At 46.6% G+C, this 16,473-nt stretch carries 14 protein-coding genes; 7 read left to right on the forward strand and 7 right to left on the reverse strand.

Annotated elements, in window-relative coordinates; translation table 11 throughout:
- Nucleotides 1-170 precede the first annotated feature (170 nt).
- A complete protein-coding gene (locus tag SFV55_RS08780; protein WP_320029116.1) occupies nt 171-1,355 on the reverse strand; it encodes an aspartate aminotransferase family protein in 1,185 nt (394 codons plus the stop codon).
- A gap of 287 nt (nt 1,356-1,642) precedes the next feature.
- Here SFV55_RS08780 and SFV55_RS08785 point away from each other — a divergent pair, with 287 nt between their 5' ends.
- Nucleotides 1,643-2,347: a glycoside hydrolase family 25 protein gene (locus SFV55_RS08785; protein WP_320029117.1), complete on the forward strand. Its 705-nt coding sequence runs from the start codon at nt 1,643-1,645 to the stop codon at nt 2,345-2,347.
- A gap of 21 nt (nt 2,348-2,368) precedes the next feature.
- Here the strand turns inward: SFV55_RS08785 and SFV55_RS08790 are convergent, their stop codons facing one another.
- Genes SFV55_RS08790 through SFV55_RS08800 form a run of 3 tightly spaced genes read right to left on the reverse strand, consistent with a single transcriptional unit; the run spans nt 2,369 to nt 3,956 of the window.
- On the reverse strand, nt 2,369-2,623 hold the full coding sequence (locus SFV55_RS08790) for a HypC/HybG/HupF family hydrogenase formation chaperone (protein WP_320029118.1): 255 nt from the start codon (nt 2,621-2,623) through the stop codon (nt 2,369-2,371).
- A 12-nt stretch (nt 2,624-2,635) separates the two neighbouring features.
- Nucleotides 2,636-3,499: a hydrogenase nickel incorporation protein HypB gene (gene hypB, locus SFV55_RS08795; protein ID WP_320029119.1), complete on the reverse strand. Its 864-nt coding sequence runs from the start codon at nt 3,497-3,499 to the stop codon at nt 2,636-2,638.
- A 4-nt stretch (nt 3,500-3,503) separates the two neighbouring features.
- Nucleotides 3,504-3,956 carry a hydrogenase maturation nickel metallochaperone HypA gene (locus SFV55_RS08800; protein WP_320029120.1) on the reverse strand — a complete coding sequence of 151 codons (453 nt, stop codon included), beginning with the start codon at nt 3,954-3,956 and terminating at the stop codon, nt 3,504-3,506.
- A 159-nt stretch (nt 3,957-4,115) separates the two neighbouring features.
- On the opposite strand from SFV55_RS08800, the gene SFV55_RS08805 reads away from it, so the two are divergent.
- The 4 genes from SFV55_RS08805 to SFV55_RS08820 all read left to right on the forward strand — a co-directional run bounded on the left by SFV55_RS08805 (nt 4,116) and on the right by SFV55_RS08820 (nt 8,293).
- Nucleotides 4,116-5,237 (forward strand): hydrogenase small subunit, encoded by a 1,122-nt coding sequence (locus tag SFV55_RS08805; protein ID WP_320029121.1) that lies wholly within the window; start codon nt 4,116-4,118, stop codon nt 5,235-5,237.
- 62 nt (nt 5,238-5,299) lie between these two features.
- Entirely contained in the window at nt 5,300-7,018 is a 1,719-nt protein-coding gene (locus tag SFV55_RS08810) for a nickel-dependent hydrogenase large subunit (protein WP_320029122.1), read from the forward strand.
- A 17-nt stretch (nt 7,019-7,035) separates the two neighbouring features.
- Nucleotides 7,036-7,749: a Ni/Fe-hydrogenase, b-type cytochrome subunit gene (gene cybH / locus SFV55_RS08815; RefSeq protein WP_320029123.1), complete on the forward strand. Its 714-nt coding sequence runs from the start codon at nt 7,036-7,038 to the stop codon at nt 7,747-7,749.
- A 79-nt stretch (nt 7,750-7,828) separates the two neighbouring features.
- Nucleotides 7,829-8,293 carry a hydrogenase maturation protease gene (locus SFV55_RS08820; RefSeq protein ID WP_320029124.1) on the forward strand — a complete coding sequence of 155 codons (465 nt, stop codon included), beginning with the start codon at nt 7,829-7,831 and terminating at the stop codon, nt 8,291-8,293.
- A 255-nt stretch (nt 8,294-8,548) separates the two neighbouring features.
- Here SFV55_RS08820 and SFV55_RS08825 read toward each other — a convergent pair whose 3' ends face one another.
- Nucleotides 8,549-8,791 carry a MoaD/ThiS family protein gene (locus SFV55_RS08825; RefSeq protein WP_320029125.1) on the reverse strand — a complete coding sequence of 81 codons (243 nt, stop codon included), beginning with the start codon at nt 8,789-8,791 and terminating at the stop codon, nt 8,549-8,551.
- A gap of 454 nt (nt 8,792-9,245) precedes the next feature.
- Between SFV55_RS08825 and SFV55_RS08830 the strand changes: the two genes are divergently transcribed.
- Nucleotides 9,246-10,370, forward strand: a complete 1,125-nt coding sequence (locus SFV55_RS08830; protein ID WP_320029126.1) for a lytic transglycosylase domain-containing protein — start codon at nt 9,246-9,248, stop codon at nt 10,368-10,370.
- A 90-nt stretch (nt 10,371-10,460) separates the two neighbouring features.
- On the opposite strand, the gene SFV55_RS08835 is transcribed toward SFV55_RS08830, so the two are convergent.
- Together SFV55_RS08835 and SFV55_RS08840 are read right to left on the reverse strand one after the other, a co-directional pair.
- On the reverse strand, nt 10,461-11,627 hold the full coding sequence (locus SFV55_RS08835; protein ID WP_320029127.1) for a GNAT family N-acetyltransferase: 1,167 nt from the start codon (nt 11,625-11,627) through the stop codon (nt 10,461-10,463).
- 96 nt (nt 11,628-11,723) lie between these two features.
- Nucleotides 11,724-13,148, reverse strand: coding sequence for a hypothetical protein (locus SFV55_RS08840; protein ID WP_320029128.1), 1,425 nt, complete (start codon nt 13,146-13,148; stop codon nt 11,724-11,726).
- A 237-nt stretch (nt 13,149-13,385) separates the two neighbouring features.
- Here SFV55_RS08840 and SFV55_RS08845 point away from each other — a divergent pair, with 237 nt between their 5' ends.
- Entirely contained in the window at nt 13,386-16,280 is a 2,895-nt protein-coding gene (locus SFV55_RS08845) for a T9SS type A sorting domain-containing protein (protein WP_320029129.1), read from the forward strand.
- Nucleotides 16,281-16,473: the final 193 nt, after the last annotated feature.

Below are 16,473 nucleotides of genomic sequence, written 5' to 3' on the forward strand. Positions count from 1 at the left end.
AGAGTAAAGAAGACCTGACTTATGAGTTTAGAAGCGAGCTACCGCAGCGACGTGGACCTGCAGTGGGTCTCCGTCGCTGCGGTAGCTCACTTCTAAACTCATAAGTCATGTACTCTTCACTCAAAAAAAACAAGAAAATCATCAAGCAAGTAATTTATAAGCAACTCGCCTCAAGTATAATCTTCCAAACTCTCCAAAATCACCCCACAAGCCCACTTTATCTCTTCTTCACTGATAATCAGCGGGGGCGCAATCCGCACTGACTCTGTGTTGAACAAAAACCAGTCGCTGATTAGCCCACGCTCCAAGCAATGGCGAATGGTGTGCATCACCGCATCAAAAGAACCTAAATCTACCGCCATCAGCAGCCCTGCACTGCGTACCTCCAGAATTTTGGGGTGTTGGAGCAATTCATGAAAGAGTGCTTCTTTGGCTTTTACTTCTGCTATATAAGGTGTATCCAATAAAGTCTGCAAATTGGCCAGTGTTGCCGCGCAACACACCGGGTGTCCCCCAAAGGTAGTGATATGCCCCAAGATGGGGTCATGCGACAAAACCTGCATCAGTTCCCTTGAAGCGACAAAAGCCCCAATCGGCATTCCGCCGCCCATTCCTTTGGCCAGTAAAAGGATATCGGGTACAATAGCATATTGTTCAAAGGCAAAAAGACTGCCCGTGCGGCCAAAACCCACCTGGATTTCATCCAAAATTAGTAAGGCTCCAACTTCTGTGCAACGCGCCCGAAGTTTTTTCAGATAATCGCGGGTCGGTTTGCGCACCCCCCATTCGGCTTGCACCGTTTCGACAACAACTGCCGCAGTTTTTTTCGTGATTTTTTCCAAACATCTTTCACAGTTGAATTCGATGTGATGGATGCCGGGCAGCAGTGGGTGGTACGCCTGGGTAAAATCTTTGGGCCACATCAAACTGGCGGCGCCCTGGGTGCTGCCGTGGTAAGCGCGTTTGCAGGCCACAATTTCGGCTCGACCCGTGTAGCGTTTGGCCAGTTTCATCGCGCCCTCGGTGGCTTCGGTGCCAGAGTTCACAAAATAGACCGATTCCAGTGGGTAGGGGAGTTGATCGGCTAGGAGTTTGGCGAGTTGCACTTGTGGGTCGAGCACGTATTCCCCGTACACTAGCGTATGCAGATAGCGATCCAGTTGTCGCTGAATGGCCGCAATTACCCGGGGGTGGCGGTGCCCCAGGTTGCTGACGCTGATGCCTGCAATCAAGTCGAGATAGGCTTTGCCCTGAGGGGCGTAAAGGTACATGCCTTCGGCGCGGTCGATTTCCAGCATGAGCGGACTCGGGCTGGTAGGAGCGAGGTGTTGGAGGAAAAGTTGTCTGGTGTGCATGTGTGGCGGTAGTTGGATGTTCCAGGGTTTGAGTTTACGTCTTGAACATGACAAAATTGGTAAAAAACTTACTTGGCGCAATCCTCTCTAGCAATTATTTTGTCGAAGCAAAAAAACAGGATTTGGAAGGAATTTTAAACGGAAAAATCTGGTTCTGAATTTTTGTCATTTGTTACCAAAAATTTAAAGCTCGAAAATGCTTTGCGAAAACAAAATTTTTTCTGTATCATTGAACGCGAACTCAAAAAGGAAAGATTTGTGTATGCGTTTGATAAGATGTTAGTCCCATGAAACAGTTGTTAATGCTAATCAGCATTCTAATCTCAACCGCTCTTTTCTATTTTAACGGACCCGCCTCGTGGTCCGAAGAATATGCCGTTCGGGGCATTGACGTATCTCATTACCAGGAAAGCATAGATTGGAACAAGGTAGCAAAACAACAAGTGGATTTTGTTTTTGTCAAAGCAACTGAAGGCAATACCCTCAACGATAAGCTGTTTTGTGACAACTGGGAAGCCATCAAGGCTGAAGGTATGCACCGGGGCGCTTACCATTTTTTTCGCGCCAACGTTTCTCCCGAGCAACAAGCTCTTAATTTCATCCGCAACGTCAAAATGGAAGCTGGAGACTTACCTCCTGTGTTGGATGTAGAAACCCTGGATGGCTCTGGAAAAATTCAATTGCTGGCGGGTGTGGTTACCTGGTTGTACATGGTGGAGATAGCATATGGAGTAAAGCCCGTCATTTATACCAATCAAAAATTCTACAATACCTATCTGGCCGGGCATTTCGACGATTACCCACTCTGGATCGCCCGTTACAATGGTGTTCGCCAACCACGCCTCGCTGATGGCCGCAAATGGGAGTTCTGGCAACGCCGCGATACTGGCAAGTTGGACGGTATCACCGGGGCGGTGGACATGAACGTGTTTCAAGGCAGCAAAAAAGACCTTGAGGCGCTATGTATGCCGGAGATTTCCAGCAGACCTTAACATTTAATCGGCATATCCTCCTCATTCAAGCTGTAAATCCTCCAATTCGCCAATTTCTTGTAGGTAAGAAAAAGTACGTTTGGCCTCTTCTTCATCCACTACACTGATGGCTACCCCAACGTGTACCAATACGTAGTCCCCCATTTTTGCGTCGGGTGTCATGGACAAATCCACATCTTTAGAAATGCCTCCAAAAGAAACCTTGGCCTGGCGAACGTTTTTATCCAGCACCGAAGGGGTGATGGCAGTGATTTTTCCGGGAATGGCTAAGCACATTGTAACAGCATTTTAATGAACAAGTGAATAAGTCCCAAGCGGGGCAGGGTTTAGCTTTACCCTGGGGCGAGCCAACAACCATTGATACCAGGACTGCATCCCAGTTCCCGCCGTTGCCGATACCTCAATAAATTCTAAATGAGGGTTGACGCGCCGGGCAAAATCCTTGGCGCGTTCCAGGTCAAATTTTACATAGGGCAATAAATCAATCTTGTTGATGAGGCAAAGTTGGGCGGAATGGAACATATCCGGGTACTTGATGGGTTTGTCATCGCCTTCGGTGACGCTGATGATGACAACCCGGGCGGTCTCCCCCAAATCGAACATCGCCGGGCAAACCAGATTGCCTACATTTTCAATCATCACTACCGTATCCTCAACTGGGCGCAGTTCGTGCAAAGCCCGATACACCATGTCGGCGTCCAGGTGACAGCCTTGTCCGGTGTTGATTTGTACCACTGGTGCACCTGTAGCTGCAATACGATCGGCATCCTGGGTCGTTTGTTGGTCGCCCTCAATGACTGCAAAATTCATTTTCTCTCGCAGGTCGTGCAGGGTGCGCTCCAGCAAAGCCGTCTTTCCTGAGCCCGGTGAACTAACCAGATTGAGTGCCAGGATGTTTTTGGCTTCAAAGTACCCCCGATTGCGTTGAGCCGATTGGTTGTTTTTGGCCAAAATATCTTGTTCCAAATGGATGGTTTTCTTTTCCCCTGTACTGGTTGTGGGGGGAGCACTATGTTGATGTGGGCCATACCACAAAAAATGCCAAAACCGTCCCCAGCCACTCAGATTTTGGTGCTGATGTTGAGCCTGATCCCCTACCCGGGTGATGCTGACCCCGTCTTCGTGTGAACTACAGCCACAAGTGGTGCACATATATTTAAGCAGTTTCTAGCGTGATGGATTTTATTTTCAACTCCCTGCCTTCAGTCACTTGGACAAAGTAACTGTTGCAAATGGGGCAAGGATCATACAAGGTCGTTACCGGGAAACTCAGTCCACAATCGCTACACTCCGCTTTGCCCGGGATGAGGGTAAATTTTTTCTCCGCCTGGGCCAAAATCGAACGTTTGATGCCTTCACTCCAGGCAAATTCCAGGGCATCCAATTCAACACCCGACAAAGCGCCGATTTCCAACTCAATGGCATCGATGCGTTCGGCCTGGTTTTCCTGCGCAACTTGCGCAGCCGCATCCACAACACTCAGGACGATGGATAACTCATGCACAGCTTTGTAAATCTGGTTTTTATAAAAAATTCCACTGAGCAATATTAGCTGTCCATGGGAAAAAGCCGGATGACAAAAATCATTGACGGCAATGATCTGTATCACTCGAATCCCCAGGTCTATTTACAAATTTTGTAACATCCTATAAAATTTACTATTTCTTTCTCTTTTCCCTAAAGCCTACCCGGCCACCATAATTTTCTAAAGCATCCTTTCTACCGAGGTTCCTCAAAGCCAAGGGAAGATCGCAAAAACGCAAGAAAAATGGCCGTACAAACCGACCAAAAGCGCCCTACCTACTTCGAAGAAGTGATGCGCAAGGGCTATGAGCGCAGGGATTTTTTAAAATTCTGTGCCACGATGGCTGCCTACATGGGCCTGGAAACCTCCGGCTTAGCCCAAATTACGGACGCCTTAATGAATAAACCACGGCTTCCGGTGATTTGGCTGCATTTTCAGGAATGTACTTGTTGTAGTGAATCTTTCATCCGCTCCTCGCACCCCATGGTAGCTGATATTTTACTGGACCAAATTTCATTGGATTATACCGAAACATTGATGGCTGCCTCCGGCTTCCAGGCTGAAGCCGCTATGCAGGACACCATGAAAAAATACAAGGGCGAGTACATCCTTTGTATAGAAGGTTCCATCCCCACTGCCGCTGATGGTGTTTATTGTTGCATTGGGGGAAAATCAGCCCTACAGATTCTGGAAGAAACTGCGGCCAATGCCAAGGCCATCATTGCCTGGGGCAGTTGCGCTACCCACGGTTGTGTACAGGCGGCCAAGCCCAATCCTACCAAGGCTACCCCTGTGCGCAAACTCATCAGCGGCAAACCGATCATCAATGTGCCCGGCTGTCCACCAATTGGAGAAGTAATGGCTGGGGTCATTGTCCATGTGGTCACCTTTGGCACCATCCCTGAATTGGATAGTTTGGGTCGTCCCAAAGCTTTCTACTCCAAACGGGTACACGATTCCTGCCAACGTCGTCCGTATTACGACGCCGGGATGTTTGTGGAAACCTTCGATGATGAAGCCGCCAAAAAAGGCTATTGCCTCTACAAAGTGGGCTGCAAAGGCCCTTCTACCTACAATGCCTGTGGGGTCATGAAATGGAACAACGGGGTCAGTAATCCGATCATTTCCGGCCATGGTTGTATCGGCTGTAGTGAAGAAAACTACTGGGACAACGGCCGTCTGTACGAACGGGCTTCAGTTTTCCCTGGTTTTGGCATCGAAAGCAATGCAGATACGGTTGGAAAAGTTGCACTTGGTGTTACCGCAGCTGGTATCGCAGCACACGCCATCATGACCAATGTGCGTAAGAAGGAACTCATTTCTGACTTGATTGGTGAAGGAAAGGAAACGGAGAAGGAAATGTAGACTTTAAAAACAGATGCTGCTTGAGGCAGCACCTTGTTCCTAAAGCCTTTTAAAAAAAAAGTATGAGCCAAAGAATCGTCATAGATCCAATTACCCGTATCGAAGGCCACCTGCGCATAGAAGCAGACATCCAAAACGGGAAAGTATCCGATGTATATAGTGCGGGTACCATGGTCCGCTTGCTGGAAGAAATATTAAGGGGTCGCGATCCACGCGATGCCTGGGCCTACGTTGGTCGGGTATGTGGGGTATGTACCTCAACGCACTCACTGGCTTCGGTACGTACAGTTGAAGACGCACTAGGCATTGTGATCCCCCCTAATGCCGAGATTGTGCGCAACCTGATGTTTGCCACCCTGTACATGCACGACCACGTAGTCCATTTTTACCACCTGCACGCCCTGGATTGGGTGGATGTGGTCAATGCCCTCAAAGCAGATCCTAAGAAGACTTCCGAACTGGCCCAAAGTATTTCCAACTGGCCCAAGAGTTCGGTCGGGTATTTTTCGGATCTGCAAAAACGCATCGGCAAGTTTGTGGAAAGTGGCCAATTGGGCATTTTTACGAATGGTTACTGGGGGCATTCTGCTTACAAACTGCCGCCTGAAGTCAACCTGATTGGCCTGGCGCATTACCTGGAAGCACTGGAATGGCAAAAAGAGATTGTCAAAATCCAAACCATTTTTGGCGGCAAAAACCCACACCCTAACTACCTCGTAGGCGGCATGGCTTGTGCCATTGGCCTTGACGATGTGAGTGCCATCAATGCCGAACGCCTCGCTTACATCAAACAGTTGCTGGACGATGGCAAACGCTTCATTGAGCAGGTATACATTCCTGACCTGCTGGCGGTAGCTTCTTTCTACAAAGATTGGGGCGCAATCGGTGGCGGGCTAGGCAACTATCTGGTGTATGGCGATTTGCCTACCAATGGTTTCCGTGATCCTAGTTCCTTCAAGTTCCCAGCCGGGGCTATTTTGAACAAGGATTTGTCCAAAGTACACGAAGTGAACATGCGGGAAGACAGCGAAATTCAGGAATTCATCAACAAATCCTGGTATACGTATGAAGGTGGGGACAATGTAGGTTTGCACCCCTGGAAAGGTGAAACCAAACTCAATTACACCGGCCCAAAACCACCGTACGAAAACCTGAATACCGAAGAAAAATACAGCTTCCTCAAAACACCCCGCTGGAAGGGGCACGCCATGGAAGTAGGGCCATTGGCGCGGGTGCTGGTTGGTTATGCCAAAGGTATTCCTGAATTCAAGGAGGTTGTAGACGCTACGATAAAACACCTGGATGTGCCTGTGACTGCCCTCTTTTCCACCCTGGGCCGTACCGCAGCACGGGGTCTGGAAGCACAACTGGTGGCCAATTGGGCGCAGGAGTTTTATGACCAATTGATCCAAAACATCAAATTGGGCGATACCCGCATGGCCAATACCGAAAAATTCCAACCTGAAACCTGGCCAGCTCAGGCGAAAGGTGTTGGTCACGCCGAAGCACCACGGGGAGCTTTGGGGCACTGGATCGTGATAGAGGATCAAAAAATTGCAAACTATCAATTGGTAGTTCCAACTACCTGGAATGCTTCGCCACGCGATCCACAAGGGCAAATGTCGGCCTACGAAGCAGCCTTGATGGATACGCCGATCGCCGATCCGGAGAAACCAGTAGAAATTTTGCGCACGGTACACTCCTTCGACCCCTGTATGGCCTGTGCCGTTCACTTGTACGATGAAGAAGGTAAGCACCTCAGTCGGGTGAAAGTTCTCTAATACAAAAAGCTAAGGTTATGAGCAAGCAACAGATTGTTCACCACAAACTCCTCCGGGTTTTTGTATGGGAATTGCCCGTCAGGGTTTACCATTGGCTGAATGCAGCCAGTATAACCGCTTTGGTGGTGACCGGTTTTTTTATTTCCAACCCTCCTGCCTTGCAAGTGAGCGATGAAGCGGTTTTCCGTTTCTGGTTTGGGAAGGTTCGCTTCATCCATTTTGTGGCGGCATACCTTTTTTTGTTCAACTTCATCATTCGGATTTATTGGGGCTTTGTGGGTAATAAATACGCTTCCTGGAAGAATTTTATCCCTACGAACTGGCGCTTTTTCCAGGAGATGTGGCAGGTCATCAAAATGGACATCCTGCAACTGAAGGGAAAAGAACACATGGCTGTGGGGCACAACCAATTGGCGGGGTTTATCTATTTCCTGACGTTTATTGCTTTTCTAGTGCAGGTGATCACGGGCTTTGGTTTGTACGCAGCTACCAGCGACTGGTGGTTTCCACAATTGTTTGCCTGGGTTCCTGGCGTGTTTGGTGGTGACGCCCCCCTGCGCCACTTTCATCATGCGGCAATGTGGTTTTTCATTTTGTTTGCTGTAGTCCACGTTTACCTGGTGTTTTACCATGATTATGTAGAAGGCCGGGGGGAAATTTCTTCGATGGGTGGAGGTTGGAAATTCATCGAGGAGGAAGCCGTGGAAGAGTTAAAAACGCATCTCAAGTAAGTACAATTATTCTCTTCATTGCATCATTGTCGACCGGGTGAGTGCGATTCGCCCGGTCGCTTTTTAAACTATTGCACGAATGGCAGTTCTAATCATGGGCATTGGCAATTATTTGATGGGAGACGAAGGGGTAGGGGTACACGCAGCCCAACGCCTCGCCAAAGAGACACTGCCAGAAGGAATTGATGTACTGGATGGGGGCACAGGAGGGTTCTTCCTGATGGAATATTTTGAAAACTATCCCGTTGTCATCCTCATTGATGCTACACTGGATGATCGGCCTACGGGCAGCATTAGAGTGATTGAACCACGTTTTGCCAGCGATTTCCCAAGGGCGATGAGTACCCACGACATTGGCCTGCGCGATTTGGTAGAAGGTCTGGCTATTCTGGGCAAACTGCCGAAGATATACCTGTTCGCAGTTTCAATTGAAATGATCCAGTCGCAACAGATCGAATTGTCGCCAGAGCTGGAACGGGTTATGCCAGAGTTATTGGAGCAGGTGAAAAATATGGCGCTGAGGCAGAATTTAGAGCTTGTTTAGGGGTTAAAATGGCGATTTACTTTTGGACAGGGCAGCCGCATAGGGCTGCCCTTGGCTGGTACAAGTCTCCAGACTTGTACCGATATTTTTGCGTCTCCAGACGCATGAGCAGCGCGAAAATGCTGAAAAAACACACGTCAGAGACGTGTTGATAATGGTACAAGACTGGAGACTTGTACCAGCGTTAGAGCTGAGCTGAGCCCGGAGCAGCCCCATCACACCCACACTTTCACACCCACACCATCACACCCTATCTTATCCTCCACTGACGGGTGGGATCAGCACCACTTCGTCCCTTTCTGCAATGGTTTGCTCCTCGCTGGCGTACTCCGTATTCAGGGCGATCGCCAGGTTGTTTAGCTTTTGCAAAGCTGGATATTCGGCGTATAAGGCAGCCCTTAAATCGGCTACGCTGGCTTCGGCGGGAATTTGCATTTCGACCGTACTGCCACCTAAAATATCCCTCGTTATCCCAAATGCCAAAATTTTTATCTTCATTACATTTATTTTAGTGTACATATATTTCCTGCCAAAAGTGTTGTTATGAGCTAAAAAAACCTGTGGAAAACCCTAGGCTACGTCACAGAAAGGTCATAAAAACGTTAAATAAGCAAAAAAATATACCACTTTTTAGGTACACTCGTTTGCTCGAATCCATTGCATTTATTTGGATTTTTACAAAGAAAGCCCCAAAATCGCCCCCAAACTGGCAAAAATTGCCAAATAATTTTCCAAAATAATTAATCGTTTACAAAGGGCATTCAAATCCAGGTTGATTTACAATGCATTGTGTAAACCGATAAACGGGCTTAACTTTGCCCCAAGGCGGTAACGAAATGGAGTCTTCGACACACATCTAGTTGCTGGGGTATATTGCCCAACTGAACTGACTAGGTCAAACTAATGGAATTATTGCAAAAAAGTTAGTTCAGTATCACCAAATTTTTTTTTGATGAATTTCCCATGGACAGTTGCTGCGGCACTGGTGATCGGTTCAAACCTTTCTCCAGCTGTTGTTGGCGCTAAAGCACACAAAACCGAGGTAAGTATTATTTCCAGCAAAACTACACTTACCGAAACACTCGTGAAGGAACGGCTTGGTAAATTAGGTCTACCTATCGAAGTGAAAACTAACGAAGCAGTAATGACTCGGATTCGCCAGTACATTGGTACAGGCAAAAAAGAGACCGAGTTGGTTATTGGTCGTTCCAATCTGTACTTTTCCGTATTTGAGCACTATCTCGATCAATACGGATTGCCTGAAGAACTCAAGTATTTGTCGGTCATCGAATCGGGCTTGCAACCGCAAGTACGTTCTGCTGTAGGTGCCTCAGGCATCTGGCAACTGATGCCTGTTGCTGCACGCCACTATGGTTTGCAAATGGGTGGCGGAGTTGACGAAAGACTTGATCTGCACCGTTCTACCGAAGCAGCAGTACAAATGCTGAAATACCTGTACGATGAACTTGGGGATTGGACGCTGGTGTTGGCCGCATACAATTCTGGTATTGGCACCATCAAGTCGGCTGTGCGTAAGGCTGGTACCAAAAAGTACAGCATTGTTAGCAACTATCTGCCACATGAAACACGCCGCTACGTTCCCGCTTATCTGGCTACCGCTTACGTGATGAGCTACTATCACAAACACGGCTTGCAGCCCGTTATTCCATTCTACTACTCTCCTGATGCTCGGGTAATCCGGGTTTACCGCAGCTTGTCTTTTGGTGAAATCGCCCGTATTTCAGGCGTAAAAACTTCAGTCATTGCGGCCTTGAACCCCAGTTTCACTGGAGGGATTATTCCGCGCAGCGCCAAAGGGCATTTGTTGATGTTGCCTAACAGCGAAAGTTCACTTTTGCTGCGCAGTTACCTGGATAGCAATTCGAAGCTGCCAAGCGGCACCATCAAAACTGCTTATGTGACTACCAAAGGCGATGATTTAAACAGAATTGCAACTTTGTTTAGTACTACTGTGGACAATCTGGTGAAATGGAATGACATTCGTGAAGGTAAACTTGTCATCAATCAAGAACTTGTACTTTATCTTCCTAAGACGTTTTTCATCAAGAGAGCCTAGGTTCTTACTTACTTGAAAAATGTAAAATGCCCCTTCGACTGGATAACAGCACCGAAGGGGCATTTTTTTTTGACTTACTTCCTCCTACCTTTAAGCAATCTCCATAAAATAATTCGGTTCCACCACAATCGATTCATCCAAGGACTTGCGGTATCCGATATGCACCCGATCTACCCATACTCCCGTTTTCATGTAAATGCTTACTGCCTCCTTGTTGTGGGCCCTTACCGTAGTGAGGTAAATGTTCTCGTAACGTTCTTGGATGTAATCGGAATTCATGAACTCCACGATAAAGGCAAAAATCCCTTTGGTTTTGTAGGCGGGGTGTACCCCAAAGCCAGTGCCCTTGGCCTGGCGGCGTCGGGATAGTTTGAGTTTAAGCAAGAACAGGGGGGCTTTCCACCAATTGAGTTTGCCCTTGGTAAACTTGAGGTAGGGATTGATGTCAGGAAAAAAGGCACAGAACCCGGCGGGTTTGTCTTCATAATAAGCAATACCCAAAAATTTGGGATCGATGATGTTTTTGACCTCCTTCATCAATTTTTTGAAGCCTTCAGGGTCGGCAGGCCGAAAATGTTCGTAGTGGCCAAAGGCGGCGTTGTACACTTCGGTGAAATCATCGGCGTATTGTTCCAGTTTTGCCGGATTGTAGGTTTCTACGTGGATGTTGTTGTTGCCCGAACGAACCCGTTCGATGACCGCACGCAAACGCGACAGGTCAATGTCTTTGGGCCTGCCTTTCATGGTGAGGATTTGTTCCCAGGCGATGTAGCCATTGGCCACAAATAGGTCTGTATAATAAGGTGGGTTATAGGTCTCTTGAAAGAGGGGCGGATCAAAACCTTTTTCCAACAGGCCCCAGAATTTATCCCGCCCACCAAAGTTGATGGGGCCGTCGATTGCTTTCATACCCTTTTCGCGGAGGTAATTTTCAGCCGTTTCAAATAATGCCTTGGCATAGGCCGGGTTCTCGATGCACTCAAAATAGCCGATGCCCCCTAGTGGATAAGGTTGTAATTTATTGTTGCGGTGGTCGATAAAGGCTGCGATACGGCCAGCGGCTTGGTTTTGTTCGTCCAGGAGTACAAAAACTTTGGCCTCACCATGATCAAAAGCATGGTTCTTGCCTGGAGTAAAGGTGCCTTGTACGTCGCCTTCCATGGGAGTGATCCAATTCGGATCATTGGCATAGATGCGGTGGGGTACTTGGTGGAAAAGTTTCCAGTGTTCCGGGTTTTGTACTTCGATGATAGTCATTGTAATAGTGGTTGTGGGCTGCGAAGATAATTTTCTATTGGTAATTTATTGAATTTGCAGCTTTGCCGCATGATTCTATTGAAAATATTTCTCTTATCATCGCTTCAATTTTTTTAGTTGCTCCATAAACCACTCCTTCATATGCGAAGGCAAAATCCTGGAATTGGTGATCTGATTGTTCAAGATTTCAATCTTTTTGCGGTCGTTGAATTGGATTTTGATCAAACGTTTGGAAGCGCTGATCAATTCCTTAAAAGACATCTTGTGGTAAGCCAGCATTTTCTTGCGGTTGATGTAAGCCCGCATGCTGTCCAGTAAGGATTCCAGGGCCATAAATTCATCCTTCTCGTAGTACAAACGAATCAGCATGGTTTTGGCCGTGAGGTTGATCAGGATATCATCAATGTCGAACTGGATCAAAAGGTCCTGAGCCCGATCGTAGTCGCCCTGTTCAAAGTAGAGGCGAGCCAAGGCAAACTTTACGAAATTTTCGCGGTACTCTGGGGAAAGGTAGTTTTGGTATTCTTCGATAAACTTGCTAACCCAGTCGAACTCTTTTAGTGTGGTTCCTGCTGTAACGATATTTCGGAAGGCGAGATGGTTAAGGATACCATTTTCAATGATGATTCTACTTTCAATGGCTTTTCGATAAAATTCAAATGCCTCCCTCACGAAGGATTTGTATCCGATGTTCATTCTAGAAATGCAATAATTGATGATCATCAAATAAATATCCTTGCGTTCTAAAGCATCAAAAAAATGTTCAGATGAGGAGAAAATTCGTTTGATTTCAAAGAAGTGAAATTCTTCGTCTGGGAACTTAAACAGATTATAAAGGTGATAATACAATTTAATGGTCGGGTCTTGAATCAGATCAGGTTTGCCTTGTAAAAAACTCAGTACATTTTCGAGGAGCCCAAAGTCGTAATTTGTTTTGTAAATTTTTTGATGGGAAAGCATCGCACAAGCCAACTTCAATTTTCGAGACATGAAGGTTATCTCCATACTATCAGACATTGCTTGATAATTGGTAGAGACTGCTCTTGATCTTTCGATGAACATAGTAGACTTTTCTTTTTCAATCAAGTACGACCTTTCGAAAATTTCTTCGTTCCGATAGTTTATCTTTTGAAAATCTTCTTCGATTTTCCTCATCGTTTTTTCGTGAAGCTTCAATAGTTTTTTTTCGCGATAGACTTTGGCCAAATTAATGTGTTGTGTAAGGCTATCTTCCTGATTCTTTGAATAAATAAAATATTCTTCAATGCATTCCTGCAAAAAATGGATCACTTGCCGCATTTTGGCATCATCATACGCCTCTTTTGGGTACAATTTTCTAAAAATCCGCTCCTTTTCCAGGCTTTTGTCATCCTCAAGGCGGTTACCACTCGTAAGATACTCATATAATTGTACCACGTCCGAGCGTTGATTATGGATGGGAGAGACCAGCCATTTGCGCAATTCCCGGCTTTCTTTTTTAGAAAGTGCCAATAAAATGTGGGTGAGTTGACTATTTTGCATGGGTTTTAAAAAATGTTTTTTCAACAGAATTTTCAACGCGTGTAAAGTTATAAAACATTGTCAATCAAAAAATAAAAAAGTGAAAAGACCATGATGCCGCAAAGGAAAAAGGTGTTTTTTTTCAACAATTGCCGATTTTTGTCTTTGTTTTCAGCAAAAAGCTGCTGCATCTTTGTATTGCATTCAGCAGTAAAGCAATTAGAATTAGCACTCATGAAACTCCGACCTGCAAATAAAATGATCTCATTGCACTCTTTTGTAGTTGCGATCATCTTATTGGTAACGACTGCAGGCGGATTGAAAGCACAGGGATGGCAGTTCAACTTTGGTGGTTCTAAAGAGGACGAAGGTTGGGCGGTTCTGCAAGCTGAAGATGAAGGATTCATCGTAGTTGGGTTTGGTGAATCCTTCGGCACAGACAATGACCAGAACATCTTCGTTGTACGTACCGATATTGATGGTACCATTTTGTGGACCAAGTACTACGACGAAGGTTTTCAGGAACAAGCCAGAGCAATCATCCCTACGGCTGATGGAAATTACCTCATCGTTGGCAACATTGTTGGTAAACCAGGCGAGAGGGAAAACATATACCTTTTAAAAATAGATCGCAAAGGCGGTCTACTGTGGAGTAAGCAATTTGGTGGAGCAGGCAGCGAGCGCGCAAGCGACGTTGTACTCAATTCAGACGGAGGGTTCTCCGTGATTGGAACCAGCCAAGCAGCCACAGACGCAGATGAGAACATCTTATTGGTTCGGTTCAATGCCGATGGTACAGCGATCTGGTCAAAAAACTATGGTACGCTGCGCAAAGATGAAGGCAAAAGCCTGAGTCGAATCGGAGATGGTTACGCATTGTTGGGCAACAGCCGCAGCGAAACCGGATTCGACAATAACATCGTTCTTTATCGAGTTGACAACACGGGTAACATCATCTGGGAACGCCGGATCGCCAATAGTTTCCGCGAAGAAGGCCGCGCCATCATCACTACACAGGATAATGGATTAGCGGTTGCAGGAGTCATCAACGACAATGCTGACGCCCTCATCGTAAAATACGATGCAAATGGCAATCAGCGTTGGATGCGCTCCATCGGAGACGATAAAGTAGAAGAAGAGGCCAACGCCATTACTGAATTAAAGGATGGCAGTTTGGTGATCACTGGCCTGAAATTGGTAAGTGCTGCAAACGTAGACCTTCTGGTCGCAAAAGTTGATGCCAAAGGCAACATACTATGGGAAAAAGCCATCGGCGATGCAGAATTTACTGAGGAAGGCCGCGATATTCAAGCCACCAAAGCAGGTGGATACATCATTACCGGTTACAACGGCCAGCTGCTCAACACTTTTAACGACCTCATTTTGGTCAAAACGGATGCTTCGGGCAACACGATTACCAACCGCCTCAATGGCCGGGTTTTTGTGGACCGCGACAACCAGTGCGATTATGACAACGGAGAGGCTCCCCTCTCCGGTTGGATCATCAAGGCAACTAAAGGTATTGACGTAGTATATGGTACCAGCGATGAAAATGGCAACTACAGCATTCTGGTAGATACCGGAGTGTACAACTTAAAAGTACTGCCACCCAATCGCTACTGGTCAACTTGTAATACAGAAGGAGTAAACGTACGCCTTCGTGAGTTTTACGATTCTTTGCGGGTTGATTTTGGTGCCAAGGCAGCAGTAGATTGCCCTTACATGGAAGTGGACATTACAACTCCATTCCTTGCTGAGTGCAGCGACGTAGATTATGTCGTCAATTATTGCAATACCGGAACGGCGAATGCTACTAACGCTTATGTTGATCTGGCTCTGGATAGCAAGTTGACCTTTAAGTCATCAACTATTTCAGCAGAACAACTGAGCAACGGTAAATTGCGCTTCCGCCTCGGTACAGTTCCAGTCAACGGCTGCGGTTCTTTTTCGATCAGCACTGCACTCGCTTGTAGTGGTATCGCAAACGGCCAAAGTGGACTGGTCTCAGCCCGAGTTTTCCCAGACACTTTTTGCTTGGATCTTGATCCCCGCTGGGACCGTTCAAGCATCATAGTACGCGGTGCATGTAAAATCGACACGGTGATTTTTGAAATCCAGAATATCGGCAAAGGCGATATGAAGGAACGGAAAAAAGGAATCGTGGTTCAGGATGACATCATCATGCGAAATGTTACCCCTAGCTATCAATTGCAAAGTGGACAAACCATTGAGGTCCGTATTCCTAATCCTGCGGGATCAACCTTGCGCTTGTTTGCAGAACAATCGGAAGGCCACCCGGGAAGAAGCTTGCCAACAGTGGCAGTGGAAGGATGCGCCGAAACGGGGACACCAATAAAAACGGGACAAGTAACCCAGTTTCCTGAAGACGATCAGGATGCTTTTGTCTCAGTTGACGTACAAGAAATTTTAAGCGCTGTGCAGCCGGTGGCATTAAGGGGCCATCCCAAAGGCTATGGTAAACAAAGTACCATTGATGCAAAAACCGATTTGACATTTACAGTATTCTTCCAAAACTCCGGCAGTGATACCGTTCAGCGTGTAGTAATCAGAGATACCCTGAGCCAGGCAATCGACCCCACCACAGTCATACCTGGTGCCAGTAGCCATCCTTACTTTTTAGAAGTATACGAAGGCGGTATCCTGAAGATTACATTCGACAGTATTAATCTGCTGCCCGCCAACGGCGGCACAACGCAAAAAACATACGGATACGTTGAATTCCGGGCATCCCAAAAACCGAACAATCCCAAGGGGACGGTGATCGACAATCGCGCTACAGTGTATTTCGATTACCGTCTACCCTCCGGAACCAACACCGTGCGCTGGATGGTCGATCACTTCCCTGATTTTGTGAGTATTCTGACTTCGAGTCAGGAAGTGTTCGTCCCTGGTGTAAAAGTTGACATCTATCCCAATCCTTTTAGTGAGATGGTGACTTTGGAAGTCAAAGGCCGTCAATACAATAGACTACAGCTGAGCGTCTATGATCTAAGTGGAAAATTGATTCAGCAAAAGTTCTTTAACAGCAATATTTGTCATGTTTATCGTGATCAGCTTGCCGCCGGTATTTATTCGTATCGGTTAACATCTGAAGGGCAACTAATCAACACAGGCAAGTTGGTCGTGCGGTAATCATAGTCCCATAAACTTTAAAAGGTTCCTCGCAAAAAAACGCGGGGAACCTTCCATAATCAAGCTGTTAAAGGCAACAAAACTTGACATTAGTTCGTTCTAATAAAGATTTTTAGGTCGTCTTATTTTTTCATGAGATTATGATTTGTTATTAGCGTGAGGCCGTGCATCAGAGTACGGCTTTTTTTTTGCC

The organism is Haliscomenobacter sp. (assembly GCF_033763495.1).
Classification (GTDB): Bacteria; Bacteroidota; Bacteroidia; order Chitinophagales; family Saprospiraceae; genus Haliscomenobacter.

Bases quoted from the DNA above. Each gene is read 5' to 3' on its own strand.
- SFV55_RS08780 (WP_320029116.1), bottom strand. From the start codon at position 1,355: ATGCACACCAGACAACTTTTCCTCCAACACCTCGCTCCTACCAGCCCG.
- SFV55_RS08785 (WP_320029117.1), top strand. From the start codon at position 1,643: ATGAAACAGTTGTTAATGCTAATCAGCATTCTAATCTCAACCGCTCTT.
- SFV55_RS08790 (WP_320029118.1), bottom strand. From the start codon at position 2,623: ATGTGCTTAGCCATTCCCGGAAAAATCACTGCCATCACCCCTTCGGTG.
- hypB (WP_320029119.1), bottom strand. From the start codon at position 3,499: ATGTGCACCACTTGTGGCTGTAGTTCACACGAAGACGGGGTCAGCATC.
- SFV55_RS08805 (WP_320029121.1), top strand. From the start codon at position 4,116: ATGGCCGTACAAACCGACCAAAAGCGCCCTACCTACTTCGAAGAAGTG.
- SFV55_RS08810 (WP_320029122.1), top strand. From the start codon at position 5,300: ATGAGCCAAAGAATCGTCATAGATCCAATTACCCGTATCGAAGGCCAC.
- cybH (WP_320029123.1), top strand. From the start codon at position 7,036: ATGAGCAAGCAACAGATTGTTCACCACAAACTCCTCCGGGTTTTTGTA.
- SFV55_RS08820 (WP_320029124.1), top strand. From the start codon at position 7,829: ATGGCAGTTCTAATCATGGGCATTGGCAATTATTTGATGGGAGACGAA.
- SFV55_RS08825 (WP_320029125.1), bottom strand. From the start codon at position 8,791: ATGAAGATAAAAATTTTGGCATTTGGGATAACGAGGGATATTTTAGGT.
- SFV55_RS08830 (WP_320029126.1), top strand. From the start codon at position 9,246: ATGAATTTCCCATGGACAGTTGCTGCGGCACTGGTGATCGGTTCAAAC.
- SFV55_RS08835 (WP_320029127.1), bottom strand. From the start codon at position 11,627: ATGACTATCATCGAAGTACAAAACCCGGAACACTGGAAACTTTTCCAC.
- SFV55_RS08840 (WP_320029128.1), bottom strand. From the start codon at position 13,148: ATGCAAAATAGTCAACTCACCCACATTTTATTGGCACTTTCTAAAAAA.
- SFV55_RS08845 (WP_320029129.1), top strand. From the start codon at position 13,386: ATGATCTCATTGCACTCTTTTGTAGTTGCGATCATCTTATTGGTAACG.